Below are 15,226 nucleotides of genomic sequence, written 5' to 3'. Positions count from 1 at the left end.
GCGGCATGGGAGTGGTGGGGAACGGCTCGGGGGTCATCCCTTGACCGCGCCGTTGGTGAGGCCGGCGACGATGCGCCGCTGGAAGAGCAGGACCAGGACCACGACCGGGATCGTGACGAGCACCGCGGCGGCCGCGATGGCGCCGGTCGGCTCCACGAACTGCGACTCGCCGGAGAACAGGCCGATCGCCGCCGGCACCGGCCGGGCCCGCTCGGTCGAGGTCAGCGAGATGCCGTAGAGGAAGTCGTTCCAGGCGATGAAGAACGCGATGATCGCGGTGGTGAAGACGCCGGGCGCCGCCAGCGGCACGATCACCTTGCGGAACGCCTGCCACGTGGTCGCGCCGTCGACCTGCGCGGCCTGCTCCATCTCCCACGGGATCTCGCGGAAGAACGCCGACATGGTCCAGATCGAGATCGGCAGGGTGAGCGACAGGTACGGGATGATCAGGCCCGGCCAGGTGTCGTACAGGCCGATGTTGCGCCACAGGTTGAACAGCGGGGTGACGATCGAGATGATCGGGAAAATCGCCACGATGAGCGCGGTGGACAGGATCAGCCGCTTCCCCGGGAAGTCGAGCCGGGCGATGGCGTAGGCGGCGAACATCGCCAGCAGACACGAGATCGCGGTGGCGATCAGGCAGATCCCGAACGAGTTGCGCAGCGCCGGCAGGAACAGGTCGCTGGCCCCACCGGTGAGGATCAGCTCGTAGTTCTCCCACGACACCGCTGTGGGCAGGAAGCCGCCGGCGTTGAGGTCGCTGGGCGCCTTGAGCGACAGCGACACGATCCACGCGATGGGGAACAGGCAGTAGACGACGATCAGCGCGCCGCCGACCCACCACCAGGTCTTCTCCCTCCGGGACATCAGCCCTCACCCCTCGCCTGTGCCAGGTCGACCTTGAAGCCCTTGATGAAGATCATCGCGATGAGCACCACCGAGAGGAACAGCAGCACCGACAGCGCCGAGCCCAGCCCGATCTCGAGCCGGGAGATGGTCTGCCGGTAGGCCAGGAACGACACCGACTCCGTGCCGTTGGCGCCGGCTGTCATCACGAAGATGCTGTCGAAGATCCGGAACGCGTCCAGGGTGCGGAAGAGCAGGGCGACCATGATCGCCGCCTTCATGTTCGGCAGCGTCACCCGCCACAGCCGCTGCCACCACGTCGCGCCGTCGACCTTGGCCGCCTCCTGCAGCACCTCGGGGACCTGCGCGAGACCGGCCAGGAGGAGCAGCGAGATGAACGGCGTGGTCTTCCAGATCTCGGCCAGGCAGATCACGAAGATCGACGTCCCGAAGTCGCCGAACCAGTCGGTGTCCGTGCCCACCCCCGGTATCCACGCGAACCAGGAGTTGACGAAGCCGGTGTTGATGTCGAAGGCGAACTGCCAGGCGTAGGCGGACACGACCGTGATCACCGCGTACGGGATGAGGATGGCCGCCCGGGCGACCGGCCGGATGGTGCTGAGCGCCTTGGCCATCACCATCGCCAGCGCGAACCCGAGCACCAGCTCCACGAGCACGGTGATGAACGTGATCAGGCCGGTCACCCACAGGGACCGCCACCACAGCGGGTCGCTGAGGATCACGCCGTAGTTCTGCAGGCCGACGAACGACCGGTTGTCGGGGTCGGTGAGCCGGTAGGAGAACAACGACTCGTAGGTGGCCTGCAGGATCGGGTAGGCGGTGACGGCGAGCATCACCAGGAACGCCGGGCCGGCCAGCAGCCAGCCGAGCTTGCGCTCGCTCCTCGCCCGGTCGCTGGTCGTCGCGTCCGGTGCGGACTTCGGCGCGTCCTTCTTGGTCGGTGGCAGCGTCGTCGTGCTCACGAGTCCTCCTCGCTGGCGCTCGTGGGCCGCGTTCGCGGGGCTGCTGTACCCATCGGTTCGCTCGCGAGCTCGCTCACAGCAGCTGCTCCCCTCGCAGCACGGCGGCGATGAGCTCGGCCGCCTCCGGACCGGTCTCGCCCGGCTGCACCGAGCCCGGCGGGTGGTACTCGCGCTGGAGACCGCCGGACACCTCGTTGTAGTAGGCGGTCTGCGGCCGCGGGGCCGCCTGCTCGAGGGACTGGCGGATGGTGTCGGCCATCGGGAACTGCTCGACGACCTCGGGGTCGTCGAACACAGCGGCCGAGGACGCCGGGTTGCCCTCGTTGATCATGTAATAGGCCTGGTTCTCGTCCGTGGTGATGCACTCGGCCGCCTCGTAGGCGAACTCCACGTTCTCGCTGTAGGCGCCGACCCCGAGGTCGATGCCACCCAGCGGCGGGGCGCTCGGCTCCCCCTCGACGACCGAGGGCCACAGCGTCCAGCCGTAGTCGTCGAGCACGGCCTGGTCGATCGTGCCGCCCTCCACGCCGGCGACCCCCTGGGCGTAGATGAACGGCCAGTTCACCATGAAGCCGCCGGCTTCCCCCTCGAACTCCGCGGCCGACGCCGACTCGTTCTCGGTCGAGAACGCGGCCCCGGCCACGCCGGACTCGGCGACCATCTTCATGACCTCCGCGGCACGGACAGCGGCCTCGGAGTCCAGCCCGAGCTCCAGGTTCTGCGGGTCGTCCGCGTTGTCCTCGATCACCGAGCCGCCGGCGGACTCGATGAGCGAGTTCAGCCAGACGGTCAGCGACTCCGCGCGGATGCCCTGGACGCCGAGCTCGACGTCCTGCTCCTGCGCCGCGGTGACGATCTGCTCCCAGGTGACCGGCTGGCTCATGTCCAGCCCGGCGGCCTCGGCCACGGACTTGCGGTACCAGAGCAGCTGCGTGTTGGCCCAGAAGGGGACGGCGACGAGTTCGTCCTCCCAGGTCGCCCCCTCGATCGCGCTCTGCACGACGCCCTCGGTGACCCGCTCGGCGACGTCCTCGGGCACCGGGGCGAGGAAGCCCGCCTGGGCGAACTCGGGAACGTAGATCGGGTCGAGGCTCATCAGGTCGATCGAGGAGTCCTTCGCCGCCAGGCGACGCACCAGCTGCTCGCGCTGGGAGGAGGCGTCACGCGGCAGGATGGCGGTGTCGATCCGGTAGCGGCCGTCGGCCTCCTGGGTGCAGCGCTCGGCCAGCTCGACCTGCCCCCCGTTGTCGGGGTTGTAGTACCAGGTGAGGGTCGGCGGACCGCCGCTGTCCCCACCGCAGGCGGCCAGCGTCCCGGCGGCCACCAGCAGTGCCGCTGCCCCCGCCGTCCCGCGCCCCCTCCGGCGCGCGAGCGGCGGCGCCGGGGTCCTTCCGTGCGAGCGGATACGGCCTCGAGCGTTCGGCATCGGTCATCGCCTCCGTTGGCGCGCCACAAGCTGATCAACAGCGGTTCCCGGAGCGTGGTCCAGGCCACATTCGCTGTCAATTCGAACCGGCTCCACGACGTCCGGAGCGGCGCGATCGTGACCATCTGCGCCGGCGACCGGCGGCTCAGCGCTCCTTCGCGCGGTGGGCGATGACCGACGGCGTGGTGACCTCCTGCGGCGTCCGCGGCAGGACGTCGGCCGCGTACGAGCGCGCCGCCTCCTCCGTGCCGACGTCCCGGCCGGCCCGCTCGGACAGCAGCCACCGGTGCGTGAGCACCTCGTGGAAGATCTCGGCCGGGGCGAGCCGGCCGGCCAGCTCCGCGGGGATCGCGGCCATCACGGTCTGGTAGACCTCCGCCAGCCAGCGGTGGGCCGCGACCGGCTCGGGCACCGGCGTGCCGCTGCCCTGCTCGAGCCAGGCCCGGTAGGCCCGGACGTCGTTGAGCAGCCGCTGCGCCTGCCGCTCCTGGACCTCCAGCCCGGTGAGCCGGAACAGCTCGCGGCGGTTGTGCCCGGGCTCCGAGACGCGGGTCTCCACGCGCAGCCGCGAACCCTCGGGCGAGGTGACGATCTCGATCTCCCCCACGTCGAAGCCCAGCTCGTTGAGCCGGCGCAGCCGCTCGGCCACCCGGTACTGCTGCTCCTCGGGCGAGAAGGTCTCCTCCCGGGTCACCTCCTCCCACAGCGACTCGTAGCGCTTGGGCAGGCTGTCGGCCACGTCGATGGGGTCGATCCCCTCGGGCAGCAGGCCGCCGAAGCGCAGGTCCAGCAGCTCGGCGCCGACCCGTTCCCGGGCCAGGTCGACGTCGTGCCTGCGCTGCCCCGGCGTCAGGGTCGGGTAGCGCTCGACGGTCTCGGCGTCGACGAGGTAGGCGGCCAGGGTGCCCGCGTCCAGCCGGAACAGCGTGTTGGACAGCGAGCAGTCCCCCCAGAACACCCCTGCCAGGTGCAGCCGGACCAGCAGCACCACCATCGTGTCGAGCAGCTGCTCCGCGGAGTGGTCCCCCGGTGGCCGCGAGAACAGCCAGCGGTAGGACATCGAGTACTCGAGGTAGCGGGTCACCAGGATCGCCTGCTGGTCGCCGGGGCGGTCCACGCAGATGCCGAGCACGCTGACCGCCGGCAGCCCCTCCTCCTGGAAGCGGGCCAGCAGGGCGTACTCGTGCCGGGCCAGCCGCTCGGCGATCTCCTTGAGGGCGTACACGTGCCCTCCCGATGCCACGAAGCGGACGACGTGGCGCGAGATGCCGCGCTGCGGCACCTCGAGCAGCAGGTCTGCGTCCCACTCCTCGAGCGGTGCGTCCCAGGGCAGCGCCAGCAGCTCGGCCGCCTCGTTGGCCGGGGGCCGGAAGAGGAAGCGCATGGGCGGTCTCCGTCGCTCGCAGCACCCGTCGGGCTCCGTGCCGGCACGGTGCTCTCGGGGACGTCACCTTCGCACGTACCGCGGGGTCCCCGCACGGCCACCGGTCGCGTCAGTCCGCGCCGGTCACCGCCCCGCTCTCACCACGCCAGGACGCCAGCCGTCCGGCCCGGCTGACCGCCCGCAGCCGGCGCTCGGCCGCCGACCGCGACCGCCGCGCGGAGACGATGAGCGCCTGGTCGCCGCGCATCAGCCGGGTCTCGGCATCGGGCACGAACGGCCGGCCGTCGCGGACGACGAGCACCACCGCGGCGTCCTCGGGCAGCCGGAGCTCGGGCAGGTACACCCCGTGCAGCCGGGAGCCCTCGGGCACGGTCAGCTGCATCAGCTCGGCGTCGAGCTCCTCCAGGGGCGCCGACTCGACGTCGACGTCCCGCGGGGTTACCGGTGCGGCGATCCGCAGCCGCCGTGCCACCCAGGGCAGCGAGGTGCCCTGGACCACGGTGAAGACGACGACCAGGACGAACACGGTGTCGAACAGCCGGCCCGCGCCGGGCACGTCGGCGGTCAGGGGGAACGTCGCCAGCACGATGGGCACCGCGCCGCGCAGGCCCGCCCAGGAGACGAACACCTGGTGCGTCCACGGGATGCGGAACCAGACCAGACTCAGCACGACCGACATCGGCCGGGCCACCAGCAGCAGCGCCCCGCCGACCACCAGCGCCGGCCCCAGTGCCTCGACCAGGCGGCCGGGCGAGACCAGCAGGCCCAGGAGCACGAAGAGCCCGATCTGCGACAGCGACGCCATACCCTCGGCGAAGCCGATGCTGGCCGCTCGGTGCGGCAGCGCCGCGTTGCCCAGCACCACTCCGCACAGGTAGACGGCGACGATTCCCGAGGTCAGCGCCAGGGTCGCGGTCGAGAACGCGAGTACGCACAGCGCGAGCATCGCCAGGGGATAGAGCCCGGCCAGCGGCAGCGCCACCCGGCGCAGCAGCTGCGACCCCGCCCACCCGATGGCCACCCCGATCACGGCCCCACCGAGCAGCTGCCCGACCACCTGCAGCACGACCGCCCACCAGGCGTACGCGTCGGCATCGGTCAGGTAGGCAGCCAGGGTGGTCACGAGCAGGAGCGCCGGCGCGTCGTTCAGCCCGCTCTCCGCCTCGATGGAGGCAGCCAGCCGGCGCGGCAGCGGGAGCTTCCTGAGCGCGGCGAAGACCGCCGCCGCATCGGTCGAGCCGATCACCGCAGCCAGCAGCAGGGCGAAGCCCCAGGACGTGTCCAGCAGCCAGACGGTGATCGTCGCGGTGACCCCGACGCTGACCCCGACCCCGACGGTCGCCAGGCTCAGCCCCGGCCCGATCGCCCGCCGGACGTCAGCCCAGCGAGTGGTCAGCCCGCCCTCGGCCAGGATGACCACGAGCGCGGCCAACCCGAGGGTCTGGGTCAACTCCGCGTCCTCGAACTGGATGCCCAGCCCGCTCTCGCCGAGGGCCACGCCGAGAGCGAGGTACAGCAGCAGGCTGGGGAGCCCCAGCCGGTCGGCCAGGCGCAGGGCCACCGCGGCCACGAGGACGACGGTGGCGCCGAGGGCGAGCGCCAGCGTCACGGTCGTGCTCACCGCTCGCCCCCCGCCATGGGGGCAGTCTCCCGCACCCACGGACCCGCCTCCCGCGCGGAGCAGGCGCCCGGACCGGCCGCCGGTGGACGCGCCGTGCGAATGCGTTTGCCGGTTCGGGGAGAATGGGCCGCGTGAGTTCCCCCTCGGCCACCGGCCCCTTCGCCGCGCTGCCCCCACAGGTCGACCTGCCGGCACTCGAGCAGCAGATCCTCCAGCGCTGGGAGGCCGACAAGATCTTCTCCCGCACGCTCGAGGGCTCGGCCGGCCGCCCGCAGTGGAACGTCTACGAGGGCCCGCCCACGGCCAACGGACGGCCGGGGACCCACCACATCGAGGCGCGGGCGTTCAAGGACGTCTTCCCCCGCTTCAAGACGATGCAGGGCTGGCACGTGCCCCGCCGCGCCGGCTGGGACTGCCACGGCCTGCCGGTGGAGATCGCCGTCGAGCAGGAGCTCGGCTTCGCCGGGAAGCCCGACATCGAGCGCTTCGGCATCGCCGAGTTCAACGCGCGGTGCCGCGAGTCGGTCGAGCGGCACGTCGACTCGTTCTCCGAGCTCACCCGGCGGATGGGCTACTGGGTCGACATGTCCACCGCCTACTGGACGATGGACCCCGGCTACATCCAGAGCGTCTGGTGGTCGCTCAAGCAGATCTTCGACAAGGGCCTGCTGGTCGAGGACCACCGCGTCGCCCCGTACTGCCCCCGGTGCGGCACCGGTCTGTCCGACCACGAGGTGGCCCAGGGCTACGAGACGCTGACCGACCCCTCGGTCTACGTCCGGATGCCGGTCACCAGCGGCGAGTGGGCCGGCCGGGCCGATCTGCTGATCTGGACGACGACGCCCTGGACGCTGCCGAGCAACACCGCCGTCGCCGTGCACCCCGACGTCACCTACCTCGTCGTCCGCACCGAGCATGCCGGTGCCCCGGCCACCGTCGTCGTCGCCGAGCCGCTGCTCGACGCCGTCCTGGACCCCGACGCGCCCCGCGAGGTGCTGGCCAGGACCACCGGCCGCGACTGGGAGCGGGTGCACTACCAGCGGCCCTTCGAGCTGGTCGAGTTCCCCGAGGGCGACGCCCACTACGTCGTCCTCGCCGACTACGTGACGACCGAGGACGGCACCGGCCTGGTGCACCAGTCCCCCGCCTTCGGCGCGGAGGACCTCGCCGTGTGCCGCGGCTACGGGCTGCCCGTCGTCGTGCCGATCGACGCCACGGGGCACTTCCTGCCCGAGGTCCCGCTGGTCGGCGGGCACTTCTTCAAGGCGGCCGACCCGACGCTGGTCGAGGACCTGCAGACCCGCGGTGTGCTCTGGCGCGAGCACCGGTTCGAGCACAGCTATCCGCACTGCTGGCGCTGCCACACACCGCTGATGTACTACGCGCAGCCGTCCTGGTACATCCGCACCAGCGCGATCAAGGACCAGCTGCTCGCCGAGAACGAGAAGACGAACTGGTACCCGGAGAGCATCAAGACCGGCCGCTACGGCGACTGGTTGAACAACAACGTCGACTGGGCGCTGTCCCGTGACCGCTACTGGGGCACTCCCCTGCCGATCTGGCGCAACGACGCCGATCCCTCGCGGATGATCGCCATCGGCTCGCTGGCCGAGCTCTCCGAGCTGACCGGCCGCGACCTGTCCGACCTGGACCCGCACCGGCCGTTCATCGACGACGTCACCTTCACCCGCCCCGGCGAGGAGGGCACCTACCGGCGGGTGCGCCAGGTCATCGACGCCTGGTACGACTCGGGCTCCATGCCCTTCGCCCAGTGGGGCGCGCCGCACCGCAACCGGGACCAGTTCGAGGCCGCCTACCCGGCGCAGTTCATCTGCGAGGCGATCGACCAGACCCGCGGCTGGTTCTACACGCTCATGGCCGTCGGCACCCTGGTGTTCGAGCAGAGCTCCTACGAGAACGTGCTGTGCCTGGGCCACATCCTGGCCGAGGACGGCCGCAAGATGAGCAAGCACCTGGGCAACATCCTCGAGCCGATCCCGCTGATGGACCGGCACGGCGCCGACGCCGTCCGCTGGTTCATGCTGGCCGGCGGCTCGCCGTGGTCGGCCCGCCGGGTCGGGCACGAGACGCTGTCCGAGGTCGTCCGGAAGGTGCTGCTCACCTACTGGAACACCGCGAGCTTCTTCACCCTCTACGCGGAGACCAACGGCTGGGCTGGATCTTCGGGAGACGGGGCCGCGAGCCCGGCTCCCCCGCCGGCCGACCGCACGCTGCTGGACCGCTGGGCGCTGGCGCGGCTGGCGTCGGTCACGCAGGGGGTGACCGACGCGCTGGAGGAGTTCGACACCCAGGGCGCCGGCCGGCTGCTCGCCGAGTTCGTCGACGACCTGTCGAACTGGTACGTGCGGCGCTCGCGGCGACGCTTCTGGGACGGCGACCCCGCGGCCCTGGCCACGCTGCACGAGGTGCTCGACGGGCTCACCCGGCTCATGGCGCCGTTCGTGCCCTTCGTCACCGAGGAGGTCTGGGCCCGCGCGGTCGTGCCCGGGCTGGTGGGCCCGGCCGCCGAGCGCGCCGTCGACTCGGTGCACCTGGCCGCGTGGCCCACGGTCGACGAGGACGCCCGGGACGACGCGCTGGTGGCTCAGGTGGACCTGGTCCGCCGCCTGGTGGAGCTGGGCCGGTCGGCCCGCACCTCCGCGAAGGTCCGCACCCGCCAGCCACTGGCCCGCGCCCTGGTCGCGGCCCCGGCGTGGTCGACGCTCCCCCGCGACCTGGTCGCGGAGGTCGCCGACGAGCTGAACGTCGCCGAGCTCGTGGAGCTCTCCGCGGTCGGCGGCGACCTGGTCGACGTCAGCGTCAAGGTGGACTTCCGGGCCGTGGGACGACGGCTGGGCAAGCAGGTGCAGGCGGTCGCGAAGGCCGTGGCCGCGGCCGACGCCGCCGGACTGGTGGCGGACTACCGGGCCGGGACGGCGACCGTGCAGGTCGAGGGCGCCCCCGTCGCGCTGGCCGACGGCGATCTGATCGTCACCGAGACCCCCCGCGAGGGCTGGACCGTCGCCAGCGGTGGCGGCCTCACCGTCGCGCTGGACCTGACGCTCACCCCCGAGCTGGAGCGGGCCGGGCTCTTCCGCGAGGTCGTCCGGCTGGTGCAGGAGGCCCGCAAGAACGCCGGCCTCGAGGTCAGCGACCGGATCGAGCTGTCCTGGACCGCCGAGGGCGCGGTGGCGCAGGCGGTGGAGGAGCATGCCGAGCAGCTGGCCGCGGAGGTGCTCGCCGTGCGCGTGCAGGCGGGGGCGGGCACCGGCGACGGCGTCGAGGGACCCGAGGGTTCCCGGTTCTGGGTGGTCCGCGCCGGGAGCTGAGGCCCGCGCCCGCTTCCTCGGGCGACCGGCGGCTCAGCCGCCGGAGTGCCTCCGGGCGCGGACCCGGTCGGCGAGCGTGGCGTCCGGACGGCAGGAGCCGCACGGTGTGAAGCCGTCGGTCTTCGCCTCGTCCACCGGGAGCGGGATGGTCTCCTGGCCGGCGAGGTGGCGGCAGCCGGGCACGTGGTAGCGCGGGTGCTCGTCCACGACGAGCACCTCGTCGCGGAGGTCGACGACCAGGAGCAGATCGGTCACCTCCACCTCCTCCACCGGGGGCTCCGCCGTCGTGCCCGCCGTCGTGCCGGTCGTCGTGCCCGCCGTCGTACCGGTCCTGCCGGTCGTCGTGCCGGCGATCCCTGCCGGGACGGAGACCGCCGTGGCCCCGGCTGCCGGGGTCGTCGCCGTGGGCGCCTCGGCAGCCGGTCGCTCCGCCGGGACACCGTCCGGCTCGCCGGTCCCGCCGGGGTCCGCCGGCAGCGCCGGGCCGTCGGCGTCCGTCGCGCCGGCCGGCTCGGGGACTGCCGCGTCGCCTCGCGCTGCCGCGGCAGCGGGCGGGTCCGTGGGCGCGTCACCGCGATCGGCATGCCGCCCGGATCGCACCCCGGCCGGCGCGGCCCCGGCCGTGGCCGGTGCGGTGGTCACCGGGGCCGCTTCCGACGTGGCCGGAGCGGTGCTGACCGGGGCAGCCCCCGACGTGGCCGGTGCGGTGCTGACCGGGGCCGTCCCGGACGTGGCGGGCGCGGTGGTGCCCTGTGCGCGCAGCTGACGCCGCGCGAGGTACAGCAGCACAGCCGCGACCACGCACGCAGCCACGCAGGCCCAGTACAGCGCCGTGACGTCGGTGAAGACACCGGCCACGAACAGTCCCAGGCCTCCGAGCACCAACAGGCCGGCCGCGACGATCACGACCAGGACTCTAGGGGCACCGTCCGTGCGCCGCCCCCGTCCGAGGGCCCGCCACGCCTACGAACGCCACAGGGCTCCCGGACGACCGTCCGGGAGCCCTGTGGCGAACGCTGGGTTCAGGCGCTGGCGTGCTGGTTCTGGCGTGCGTTGGAGGCCGGCTCCGCCGAGCCCCGGCTGTCGAGATCGCGCAGGTGCGACTCGAGGTAGGACCGGAGCCGGGTGCGGTACTCGCGCTCGAAGGTGCGCAGCTCCTCGATCTTGCGCTCGAGGCTGCTCCGCTTCTCCTCGAGGGTGCCCATGACCTCGGCGTGGCGGCGCTCGGCGTCCTGGTCGAGAGCCGCGGCCTTGGCCCGTGCCTCGCGCTCCAGGGTCTCGGCGCGGGTCCGGGCGTCGCCCATCATCGAGTCGGCGCGGTGCTTGGCCTCGGTGACCATCTGCTCGCTCTTGGCGCGCGCGTCGGTCATGAGCCGCTCGCTGTTGGTCTTCGCGCCGCTGAGCATCTGCTCGGCCTGGGTCTTGGCCTCGTTGACGTAGCGGTCGGCGGTCTCGGTCGCCAGGGCGAGCATCCGCGAGGCACGTGCGCTGTCGTCCTCGCGCGGCTGCTGGACCGGCGGCGCGGCCGCCACCGGCGCGGGCGCCGGGGGCTCGGGGCGCTCCTCGGCGCGGGCCTGGACCCGGCCGCCGGCGCTCGAGCGCAGCTCGTTGTTCTCCTCGATCAGGCGGGCCAGCTCGGCCTCCACCACGTCGAGGAAGGCGTCGACCTCGTCCTCGTCGTAGCCCCGCTTGCCGATGGGCGGCTTCTTGAAGACGACGTTGTGCACGTCGGCAGGCGTGAGTGGCATCAGGTCACCTTAGTGATACGGCGGGACTGGGAGGCTGCAAGCGGTACGCCGAGGACAAGGTCCCTGACGCGGCCCGCTCCGGGGAAGTATCGCTCAACCTAGTAGGCGAGGTTCTGGGCGATCCCACGGAGGATGACCACAGCGATCAGCAGCACCATGAATCCCAGATCCAGGCGGATCTGGCCGAGGTTGAGCGGCGGGATCACCTTCCGCACGGCCTTGAGCGGAGGGTCGGTGGTGCTGTACACCACCTCCAGCCCCGCCGCGACGAGTCCGGAGGGACGCCAGCTGCGCGCCAGCACCATCACCCAGTCCACGACGAACCGGGCGAAGAGCAGCACGAGGAACACGAGCAGGACCGACGAGACGATCCCCCAGAAAAGTGACACGGTCCTCGTTCGTCCAGGGCACCTGACGTGCCGCCGTCATCGTGCGCGCGGGCGGGTGCCCGCGCGGGGCCTCAGGACTGGTTGAAGAACCCGCCCTCGCGGATCCGCGCCTTGTCCTCGGCCGTCACGTCGACGTTCTGCGGACTGAGCAGGAAGACCTTCGCCGTGACGCGCTCGATGCTACCGCGCAGCCCGAAGGACAGTCCCGCAGCGAAGTCGACGAGCCGCTTGGCGTCGGCGTCGTCCATCTCCGTCAGGTTCATGATGACCGGCATCCCGTCGCGGAACCGCTCACCGATGATGCGCGCCTCGTTGTAGGTGCGCGGGTGCAGCGTGGTGATCCGGTAGGGCTGCGGCGCGGGCGCGGGCGCCGGGACCGGGTCGGGCACGACGGCGGCGACGGGCTCGCGGACGGCGAGTCCGGCGGCGCCGACCGGGCCGCTGCTCATGGCGCTGATCCGGGAGCCGCCACCGCTGCCCACCGAGGGGGCCAGGCCGAGCGGGCGGGCCGGGGCGACCCGGCGCACGCTCAGCGGCTCGGGGGCCCGGGACGGAGCCGGCTCGGCGGGCTCGTCGTCGGCGTACCCAGCCGGGTAGTCGCCGTCGGCGTAGTCGTCGTAGCGGTCGTCCTCGTACCGCGCGTACCGGCGGTCGGCTTCGGGATGGTCGGACTGGCGGGCGTCGTACCGGCCGTACCCCCGTGCGTCGTCGTCCTCGACGAGCCCCAGGTAGATCCCCATCCTCCGCATGGCTCCAGCCATCGGACCTCCCCCTCTGCTGGCGTGCTCAGCGTGCACGTTCGACGAGCGTCGACGGAATCACCCCGGGGCTCCGGAGGCCCGTGTGACTGGTGTGACTCGTGTGTCTCAGGGCGAGGTTAGGGGCCGCCGGCCGAACAGCGCGGTTCCGACACGCACGATCGTGGCGCCGGCCGCGACCGCTTCCTCCAGGTCGCCGCTCATGCCGGCGGAGAGCTCCACGGCGCCCGGGTGGTCGGTGCGCACGCGGCCCGCGAGCTCGGCCAGCCGGGCGAAGGCCGGCGCGGGCGCGACCCCGCGGGGCGCCACGGCCATGAGCCCGCGCAGGCGCACCCCCGGCAGCTCCGCGACCGCGTCGGCCAGGCCCGGCAGCTCGGCCGGGTCCGCTCCCCCACGGGCTCCCAGCTCCCCCTCGGGCCCGCCGAGGTCGACCTGCAGGAAGACCTCGACGACCCGCTCCGCGGCCTCCCCCGCCCGGCTGAGGGCCTGGGCCAGCGACATCCGGTCCACGGAGTGGACGACCGCACCCAGCCGGGCCACCGCGGCGGCCTTGTTGCGCTGCAGCTGGCCGATGAAGTGCCAGCGGACCGGGAGGTCGGCGAGCTCGGCGGCCTTGCCGACGAGCTCCTGCGCGCGGTTCTCGCCGAAATCGGACTGCCCGAGCCCGGCCAGGGCGCGGACATCGGTCGCGGGCCAGGTCTTGCTGACGGCGAGCAGCGCGACCGTGGCCGGATCCCGCCCGGCGGCACGGGCGGCGGCGTCGATCCGGTCGCGCACCGCGCGCAGGTTCCGCTCGAGGTCGGTCATGCCGGGTCGAGCCACACCAGGCCCGCCTGGCGCCCGGTGACGCCGTCGCGGCGGTGGGAGAACAGCGTCCGGTCCTCGACGGTGCAGCGCGCGTCCTGCACCACCTCGGTCACGCCGGCGCGGCCCAGGATCTCGGCCAGGCCGGCACGGAGGTCCAGCCCCGGAGTGCCGCGCCGGGTCCGCACGGCGGCGGTGGGGACGACGGCGGCCACCTCCGCCTGCATGGCCTCGGGCACCTCGTAGCAGGCGCCGCACACGGCCGGGCCGAGCAGCGCGGTGACGTGCCGGGCCCGCGCGCCGAGGCTCGCCATGGCCGACAGGGTCGCCGGCAGCACACCCCGGCGCACCCCCTCGCGGCCCGCGTGCACGGCGGCGACCACCCCGGCGACCGGATCGGTCAGCAGGACGGGTACGCAGTCGGCGGCCAGGACGCCGAGGACCAGCCCCGGGGTGGCGGTGACGAGGGCGTCGGTACCGGGCAGGGGGCCGTCCTGGGGGCCGGCGACGACCGCGACGCCCGAGCCGTGCACCTGGTCCATCCAGACCAGCCGGTCCTCGCCGACCCGGAGCTCGCGTGCCACGCGCGACCGGTTGGCCGCCACGGCGGCCGGGTCGTCGCCGACGTGGTCGCCGAGGTTGAAGGAGTCGTAGGGCGACACGGAGCGGCCGCCCCGTCGGTCGGTGACGACCCGGCGGGGTCGCACCGCCGACGAGGCGGCCGGTGGAGTACTCATCGACGTCGACCTTACGGTCGGGTCGATCGTCGCTACTGCTTGAGGAACTCGGGGATGTCGAGCTCTTCCTCGAAGTCCTCGTTGGACAGCGGGCGACGACCGTTGATCGCTCCGGGGATCGGCGGCAGCGGGGGCACGGTGATGCCACCGCCGGCGGGCGGCGGCGTCGGCGCCGGCCGGGACGCGGCGACGGGCGCCGACGCGACCGGCTGCGCGGGGGCGAGCCGCTCACCGGACCCCTGGGGTGCCGCCGGGGCGGGGTTCATCGGCGCCATCGGGGGGCGGCGATGCGGTGACAGCCCGCTGGGCACCGAGCCGTTGGACTGGCTCCCGGGCACCGATGCGGCCGCCCCGTCCTTGCGGACGTTGGGCTTGCCGCTGTCGAACCCCGCGGCGATGACCGTCACCCGCACCTCGTCACCCAGGGCGTCGTCGATGACGGCGCCGAAGATGATGTTGGCGTCCGGGTGTGCCGCATCGGAGACCAGCGAGGCGGCCTCGTTGATCTCGAACAGGCCCAGGTCGGACCCGCCGGAGATCGACAGGAGCACGCCGTGCGCACCCTCCATGGAGGCCTCGAGCAGGGGTGAGGCGATCGCCTGCTCCGCGGCCAGCAGTGCCCGGTTGTCCCCGCGCGCGCTGCCGATGCCCATGAGAGCCGACCCGGCCCCCGACATGACCGACTTGACGTCGGCGAAGTCCAGGTTGATCAGACCGGGCGTGGTGATCAGGTCGGTGATGCCCTGGACACCGGACAGCAGCACCTGGTCGGCGGTGCGGAAGGCGTCCATGACGCTGACGTTCCGGTCGCCCAGCTGCAGCAGCCGGTCGTTCGGGATCACGATGAGCGTGTCGCACTCGTTGCGCAGCTCCTCGATGCCCGACTCGGCCTGCACCGCGCGCCGCTTGCCCTCGAAGGCGAACGGGCGGGTGACCACGCCGATGGTCAGGGCGCCGAGCTTGCGCGCGATGGAGGCCACGACGGGGGCGCCACCGGTGCCGGTGCCACCACCCTCGCCCGCCGTCACGAAGACCATGTCGGCCCCCTTGAGGACCTCCTCGATCTCCTCGCGGTGGTCCTCGGCGGCCTGGCGGCCCACGTCGGGGGGGGGGGGGGGGGGGCGGCCCCCCGCGCGGGCGCGGGGGCCGCCCACCGTGACGTCGGGGTCGTGCATCTCCAGCTGCTCGGCGTCCGGGTTTT

At 72.9% G+C, this 15,226-nt stretch carries 13 protein-coding genes; 1 reads left to right on the top strand and 12 read right to left on the bottom strand.

Annotation, left to right across the window (positions count from 1 at the left end):
• Window positions 1–33 precede the first annotated feature (33 nt).
• The 5 genes from ACI793_RS06345 to ACI793_RS06325 all read right to left on the bottom strand — a co-directional run bounded on the left by ACI793_RS06345 (window position 34) and on the right by ACI793_RS06325 (window position 6,260).
• Window positions 34–867 carry a carbohydrate ABC transporter permease gene (locus ACI793_RS06345; protein ID WP_456605529.1) on the bottom strand — a complete coding sequence of 278 codons (834 nt, stop codon included), beginning with the start codon at window positions 865–867 and terminating at the stop codon, window positions 34–36.
• On the bottom strand, window positions 867–1,829 hold the full coding sequence (locus ACI793_RS06340; RefSeq protein ID WP_456605528.1) for a carbohydrate ABC transporter permease: 963 nt from the start codon (window positions 1,827–1,829) through the stop codon (window positions 867–869). The genes ACI793_RS06345 and ACI793_RS06340 overlap by 1 nt, the downstream gene beginning before the upstream one ends.
• A gap of 73 nt (window positions 1,830–1,902) precedes the next feature.
• Window positions 1,903–3,153, bottom strand: coding sequence for an extracellular solute-binding protein (locus ACI793_RS06335; RefSeq protein WP_456605527.1), 1,251 nt, complete (start codon window positions 3,151–3,153; stop codon window positions 1,903–1,905).
• Window positions 3,154–3,400: 247 nt separating this feature from the next.
• A complete protein-coding gene (locus ACI793_RS06330; protein WP_456605526.1) occupies window positions 3,401–4,639 on the bottom strand; it encodes a DUF4032 domain-containing protein in 1,239 nt (412 codons plus the stop codon).
• 109 nt (window positions 4,640–4,748) lie between these two features.
• On the bottom strand, window positions 4,749–6,260 hold the full coding sequence (locus ACI793_RS06325) for a potassium/proton antiporter (protein WP_456605525.1): 1,512 nt from the start codon (window positions 6,258–6,260) through the stop codon (window positions 4,749–4,751).
• 131 nt (window positions 6,261–6,391) lie between these two features.
• Here ACI793_RS06325 and ileS point away from each other — a divergent pair, with 131 nt between their 5' ends.
• A complete protein-coding gene (ileS, locus tag ACI793_RS06320) occupies window positions 6,392–9,589 on the top strand; it encodes an isoleucine--tRNA ligase (protein WP_456605524.1) in 3,198 nt (1,065 codons plus the stop codon).
• A 33-nt stretch (window positions 9,590–9,622) separates the two neighbouring features.
• Here ileS and ACI793_RS06315 read toward each other — a convergent pair whose 3' ends face one another.
• The 7 genes from ACI793_RS06315 to ftsZ all read right to left on the bottom strand — a co-directional run.
• On the bottom strand, window positions 9,623–10,495 hold the full coding sequence (locus ACI793_RS06315) for a hypothetical protein (RefSeq protein ID WP_456605523.1): 873 nt from the start codon (window positions 10,493–10,495) through the stop codon (window positions 9,623–9,625).
• Window positions 10,496–10,611: 116 nt separating this feature from the next.
• Window positions 10,612–11,337 carry a DivIVA-like cell division protein Wag31 gene (gene wag31, locus ACI793_RS06310; protein WP_456605522.1) on the bottom strand — a complete coding sequence of 242 codons (726 nt, stop codon included), beginning with the start codon at window positions 11,335–11,337 and terminating at the stop codon, window positions 10,612–10,614.
• Window positions 11,338–11,435: 98 nt separating this feature from the next.
• Complete coding sequence (locus ACI793_RS06305) at window positions 11,436–11,726, bottom strand: YggT family protein (RefSeq protein ID WP_456605521.1); 291 nt, start codon at window positions 11,724–11,726, stop codon at window positions 11,436–11,438.
• A gap of 71 nt (window positions 11,727–11,797) precedes the next feature.
• A complete protein-coding gene (sepF, locus tag ACI793_RS06300) occupies window positions 11,798–12,487 on the bottom strand; it encodes a cell division protein SepF (protein WP_456605520.1) in 690 nt (229 codons plus the stop codon).
• A gap of 105 nt (window positions 12,488–12,592) precedes the next feature.
• Entirely contained in the window at window positions 12,593–13,291 is a 699-nt protein-coding gene (locus ACI793_RS06295; protein WP_456605519.1) for a YggS family pyridoxal phosphate-dependent enzyme, read from the bottom strand.
• Window positions 13,288–14,025: a peptidoglycan editing factor PgeF gene (pgeF, locus tag ACI793_RS06290; RefSeq protein ID WP_456605518.1), complete on the bottom strand. Its 738-nt coding sequence runs from the start codon at window positions 14,023–14,025 to the stop codon at window positions 13,288–13,290. The genes ACI793_RS06295 and pgeF overlap by 4 nt, the downstream gene beginning before the upstream one ends.
• 32 nt (window positions 14,026–14,057) lie before the next feature.
• Window positions 14,058–15,226 (bottom strand): cell division protein FtsZ (gene ftsZ / locus ACI793_RS06285; RefSeq protein ID WP_456605517.1); only part of this gene is annotated, 1,169 nt, incomplete at its 5' end.

It is taken from the genome of Blastococcus sp. SYSU DS0617 (genome assembly GCF_054051075.1).
Note: the sequence above shows the minus strand (reverse complement) of the source record. Positions and strands in the feature narration are given on the sequence as shown.

Bases quoted from the DNA above. Each gene is read 5' to 3' on its own strand.
- ACI793_RS06345 (WP_456605529.1), bottom strand. From the start codon at position 867: ATGTCCCGGAGGGAGAAGACCTGGTGGTGGGTCGGCGGCGCGCTGATC.
- ACI793_RS06330 (WP_456605526.1), bottom strand. From the start codon at position 4,639: ATGCGCTTCCTCTTCCGGCCCCCGGCCAACGAGGCGGCCGAGCTGCTG.
- wag31 (WP_456605522.1), bottom strand. From the start codon at position 11,337: ATGCCACTCACGCCTGCCGACGTGCACAACGTCGTCTTCAAGAAGCCG.
- sepF (WP_456605520.1), bottom strand. From the start codon at position 12,487: ATGGCTGGAGCCATGCGGAGGATGGGGATCTACCTGGGGCTCGTCGAG.
- ACI793_RS06295 (WP_456605519.1), bottom strand. From the start codon at position 13,291: ATGACCGACCTCGAGCGGAACCTGCGCGCGGTGCGCGACCGGATCGAC.
- pgeF (WP_456605518.1), bottom strand. From the start codon at position 14,025: ATGAGTACTCCACCGGCCGCCTCGTCGGCGGTGCGACCCCGCCGGGTC.